Source organism: Nesterenkonia sp. HG001 (assembly GCF_034438835.1).
GTDB lineage: Bacteria > Actinomycetota > Actinomycetes > Actinomycetales > Micrococcaceae > Nesterenkonia > Nesterenkonia xinjiangensis.
The window spans coordinates 1-5,574 of sequence record NZ_JAOSZD010000019.1 but is presented as its reverse complement, the minus strand read 5'-3'; the positions used below and the strand labels follow the sequence as shown (position 1 = coordinate 5,574).

General features: G+C 55.7%; 2 rRNA genes. Both read left to right on the top strand.

Annotation, left to right across the window (positions count from 1 at the left end):
* Nucleotides 1-268 precede the first annotated feature (268 nt).
* A 16S ribosomal RNA gene (locus ODE13_RS16805) occupies nt 269-1,799 on the top strand.
* Between the two features lie 539 nt (nt 1,800-2,338).
* Nucleotides 2,339-5,453 (top strand): 23S ribosomal RNA (locus tag ODE13_RS16800).
* The 16S and 23S rRNA genes sit together here, the layout of an rRNA operon.
* Nucleotides 5,454-5,574 lie beyond the last annotated feature (121 nt).

Genomic DNA, 5,574 nt, shown 5'->3' with positions numbered 1-5,574 from the left:
GGTTTTCTTCCGGTGGTGCCGGGAGCGCCTGTTGTTTGAGAACTCAATAGTGTGCCAAGTTTGTTGATACCAAAGTATTGATTATTTGGTTGGCGTGATACTGCCACCCCCGTGGTGGTGTCACGTATCAGCTAAGGATCGTTTTATCTGGTTCGCATGCCTGGCTGGTTCCTGTGAGGGATGCTGTAGTGATCGTGTTTTTCCGGCATGATCGTCCATCAGTGTCTTGGGGACTGGTGTGGTGTGTGTTCTGGTTTCTTCTCATTTTTTGATGGAGAGTTTGATCCTGGCTCAGGATGAACGCTGGCGGCGTGCTTAACACATGCAAGTCGAACGATGAAGCTCGTGCTTGCACGGGTGGATTAGTGGCGAACGGGTGAGTATCACGTGAGTAACCTGCCCTTGACTCTGGGATAAGCCTGGGAAACTGGGTCTAATACCGGATGCGACCAGTCCCCGCATGGGGTGCTGGTGGAAAGATTTTATCGGTCTTGGATGGACTCGCGGCCTATCAGCTAGACGGTGGGGTAGAAGCCCACCGTGGCGATGACGGGTAGCCGGCCTGAGAGGGTGACCGGCCACACTGGGACTGAGACACGGCCCAGACTCCTACGGGAGGCAGCAGTGGGGAATATTGCACAATGGGCGCAAGCCTGATGCAGCGACGCCGCGTGCGGGATGACGGCCTTCGGGTTGTAAACCGCTTTCAGCAGGGAAGAAGCTTTATTGTGACGGTACCTGCAGAAGAAGCGCCGGCTAACTACGTGCCAGCAGCCGCGGTAATACGTAGGGCGCGAGCGTTATCCGGAATTATTGGGCGTAAAGAGCTCGTAGGCGGCTTGTCGCGTCTGCTGTGAAAGCCCGGGGCTTAACCCCGGGTGTGCAGTGGGTACGGGCAGGCTAGAGTGCAGTAGGGGAGACTGGAATTCCTGGTGTAGCGGTGAAATGCGCAGATATCAGGAGGAACACCGATGGCGAAGGCAGGTCTCTGGGCTGTTACTGACGCTGAGGAGCGAAAGCATGGGGAGCGAACAGGATTAGATACCCTGGTAGTCCATGCCGTAAACGTTGGGCACTAGGTGTGGGGGACATTCCACGTTTTCCGCGCCGTAGCTAACGCATTAAGTGCCCCGCCTGGGGAGTACGGCCGCAAGGCTAAAACTCAAAGGAATTGACGGGGGCCCGCACAAGCGGCGGAGCATGCGGATTAATTCGATGCAACGCGAAGAACCTTACCAAGGCTTGACATGGACCGGATCGCTGCAGAGATGTAGTTTCCCTTCGGGGCTGGTTCACAGGTGGTGCATGGTTGTCGTCAGCTCGTGTCGTGAGATGTTGGGTTAAGTCCCGCAACGAGCGCAACCCCTATCCTATGTTGCCAGCACGTAATGGTGGGGACTCATGGGAGACTGCCGGGGTCAACTCGGAGGAAGGTGGGGACGACGTCAAATCATCATGCCCCTTATGTCTTGGGCTTCACGCATGCTACAATGGCCGGTACAATGGGTTGCGATACTGTGAGGTGGAGCTAATCCCTAAAAGCCGGTCTCAGTTCGGATCGAAGTCTGCAACTCGACTTCGTGAAGTTGGAGTCGCTAGTAATCGCAGATCAGCAACGCTGCGGTGAATACGTTCCCGGGCCTTGTACACACCGCCCGTCAAGTCACGAAAGTTGGTAACACCCGAAGCCCACGGCCCAACCGGTTTACCGGGGGGAGTGGTCGAAGGTGGGACTGGCGATTGGGACTAAGTCGTAACAAGGTAGCCGTACCGGAAGGTGCGGCTGGATCACCTCCTTTCTAAGGAGCTGGACCCGAGTTCGGGTCCGCCATCTGATGCTGGCATTCGTTCAGCTGGTGGTTTGCTCAAGGGTGGAATATCAACATTCAGTCATCATGGTCGCTGTGTTGGTCCTGATAAGTACGCATGAAGCTTTTCCTCCGTGTGGGGGAGGGTGGTTGTGGGAACGTCGGGTCTGGTTCTGGTGGTTATGGTGCTTGGCACACTGTTGGGTCCTGGGACAACAGGCCCTCGGATCGGTCGCTGGTTGGTGATCGGTTGGGGTCTGGTGTTTCTGGATCTGTTGCCCTGGCTGCAGGTAGCCGCATGCGCAACGTGGTCACAGGGGCTCTTCGGAGCCTCTTGTGCTCTGCGGGTGTGTGGTGATGGTGGTGGGGTTTGTTGTTTGGGAACTGCATAGTGGACGCGAGCATCTTTGTTTCTTAATGTGAAACGTGGTCAAGCATCGCATGGTCATCGCTCGTTGTGAGTGGTGGCCTGTTGTGTTGTCCTTGGTAGAGTATTTTGTCTGCCAATGCCTTTTGTAGGGTGTTGGTGGGTGTAAGTGTTAAAGGGCGCATGGTGGATGCCTTGGCAGCAGGAGCCGATGAAGGACGTGGGAATCTGCGATAAGCCTGGTGGAGCTGATAACCGAGCGTTGAAGCCAGGATTTCCGAATGGGGAAACCCCGCATGCTGTTATGGTGTGTGACCGCCGGTTGAATGTATAGACCGGTTGGAGGGAACGTCGGGAAGTGAAACATCTCAGTACCGACAGGAAGAGAAAACAAGAGTGATTCCGTGAGTAGTGGCGAGCGAAAGCGGATGGGGCTAAACCGTGTGCGTGTGATACCTGGTAGGGGTTGCGTGCGCGGGGTTGTGGGACATTCCGTCCAGGGTCTACCAGTCCTGGGGGTTGAGGTGCGGGCGTATAGACGAACACGTGTTGAGTGCGTGACCGGAGAGGGTGTGAGTCCCGTAGTCGTAATGCGTTCCGCCGGCCTGTGAGTGTATCCCGAGTAGCACGAGGCTCGAGGAATCTTGTGTGAATCAGCCAGGACCACCTGGTAAGCCTGAATACTCCCTGCTGACCGATAGTGAATCAGTACCGTGAGGGAATGGTGAAAAGTACCCCGGGAGGGGAGTGAAATAGTACCTGAAACCATGTGCCTACAAGCCGTCAAAGCATGCCTTTGGGTGTGTGCTGGCGTGCCTTTTGAAGAATGAGCCTGCGAGTTAGTGCTCAGTGGCGAGGTTAACCCGTGTGGGGCAGCCGTAGCGAAAGCGAGTCTGAATAGGGCGTTTGAGTCGCTGGGTCTAGACCCGAAGCGGAGTGATCTACCCATGGCCAGGTTGAAGCGCGTGTAAGAGCGCGTGGAGGACCGAACCCACCTAGGTTGAAAACTGGGGGGATGAGCTGTGGGTAGGGGTGAAAGGCCAATCAAACTCTGTTATAGCTGGTTCTCCCCGAAATGCATTTAGGTGCAGCGTTGCGTGTTTCTTGCCGGAGGTAGAGCTACTGGATGGCCGATGGGCCCTACAAGGTTACTGACGTCAGCTAAACTCCGAATACCGGTAAGTGAGAGCGCAGCAGTGAGACTGTGGGGGATAAGCTTCATGGTCGAGAGGGAAACAGCCCAGACCACCGGTTAAGGCCCCTAAGCGTGTGCTAAGTGGGAAAGGATGTGGAGTTGCTTAGACAACCAGGAGGTTGGCTTAGAAGCAGCCATCCTTGAAAGAGTGCGTAATAGCTCACTGGTCAAGTGATTCCGCGCCGACAATGTAGCGGGGCTCAAGCACACCGCCGAAACCGTGGCAATTCTCATCCTTGTGGTGAGGGTTGGGTAGGGGAGCGTCGAACACAGCGGTGAAGCTGCGGCGGAAGCCTGTGGTGGAGCGTGTTCGAGTGAGAATGCAGGCATGAGTAGCGAAAGACACGTGAGAAACGTGTCCGCCGAATGACCAAGGGTTCCAGGGTCAAGCTAATCTGCCCTGGGTTAGTCGGGACCTAAGGCGAGGCCGACAGGCGTAGTCGATGGACAACGGGTTGATATTCCCGTACCGGCGAAGAACCGCCCATGGTGAACTGGTGATACTAACCACCCGAACCATACTGGACAGGCTCTTTGAGTCTGCGTGTATGGGGAGCGTGGGACCTGAACTGGGGAGCCAAGCGTATTAACAGGTGTGACGCAGGAAGGTAGCCGGGCCTAGCGATGGTTGTCTAGGTCTAAGAATGTAGCCTGGTTCCTAGGTAAATCCGGGGGCCGTGAAGGGTGAGATTTGATGGGCCCCACCATTTGGGTGGGGATCCGGTGATCCTATGCTGCCGAGAAAAGCATCGACGCGAGGTTCTAGCCGCCCGTACCCCAAACCGACACAGGTGGTCAGGTAGAGAATACCAAGGCGATCGAGAGAATCACGGTTAAGGAACTCGGCAAAATGCCCCCGTAACTTCGGGAGAAGGGGGGCCTCACTCGTGAACCGCACTTGCTGCGGGGAGGCGGGTTGGGGCCGCAGAGACCAGGGGGAAGCGACTGTTTACTAAAAACACAGGTCCGTGCGAAGTCGTAAGACGATGTATACGGACTGACTCCTGCCCGGTGCTGGAAGGTTAAGAGGACCTGTTAGACCCTTTGGGGTCGAAGCGGAGAATTTAAGCCCCAGTAAACGGCGGTGGTAACTATAACCATCCTAAGGTAGCGAAATTCCTTGTCGGGTAAGTTCCGACCTGCACGAATGGAGTAACGACTTCCCCGCTGTCTCAACCGTGAACTCGGCGAAATTGCATTACGAGTAAAGATGCTCGTTACGCGCAGCAGGACGGAAAGACCCCGAGACCTTTACTATAGCTTGGTATTGGTGTTTGACATCACTTGTGTAGGATAGGTGGGAGACTGTGAAGCGGTCACGCTAGTGATCGTGGAGTCATCGTTGAAATACCACTCTGGTGTTGTTAGGCATCTAACTTCGGGCCCTGATCGGGTCCAGGGACAGTGCCTGGTGGGTAGTTTAACTGGGGCGGTTGCCTCCCAAAGAGTAACGGAGGCGCCCAAAGGTTCCCTCAGCCTGGTTGGCAATCAGGTGTCGAGTGTAAGTGCACAAGGGAGCTTGACTGTGAGAGAGGCATCTCGAGCAGGAACGAAAGTTGGGACTAGTGATCCGGCGGCACCGTGTGGAAGGGCCGTCGCTCAACGGATAAAAGGTACCTCGGGGATAACAGGCTGATCCTGCCCAAGAGTCCATATCGACGGCATGGTTTGGCACCTCGATGTCGGCTCGTCGCATCCTGGGGCTGGAGTTGGTCCCAAGGGTTGGGCTGTTCGCCCATTAAAGCGGTACGCGAGCTGGGTTTAGAACGTCGTGAGACAGTTCGGTCCCTATCCGCTGCGCGCGTTGGAGATTTGAGAAGGTCTGTCCTTAGTACGAGAGGACCGGGACGGACGAACCTCTGGTGTGTCAGTTGTACTGCCAAGTGCACCGCTGATTAGCTACGTTCGGGATGGATAACCGCTGAAAGCATCTAAGCGGGAAGCCGGCTTCAAGATAAGATCTCCATCACCCTTGAGGTGTGAAGGCTCCCAGCTAGACTACTGGGTTGATAGGCCGGATGTGGAAGCACGGACTAAAGACGTGTGAAGCTGACCGGTACTAATAAGCCGACCACTTACACCACCTACATACTTGATACGCATGCTTCGTGTGTCTGGTATGGGTGCTCTGCAAGAATCTTTTGAGAACACTAGCGTGCTCGCGTCCACTAGGCGGTCCCTGACCAATAAGCCCTACCCCCCCC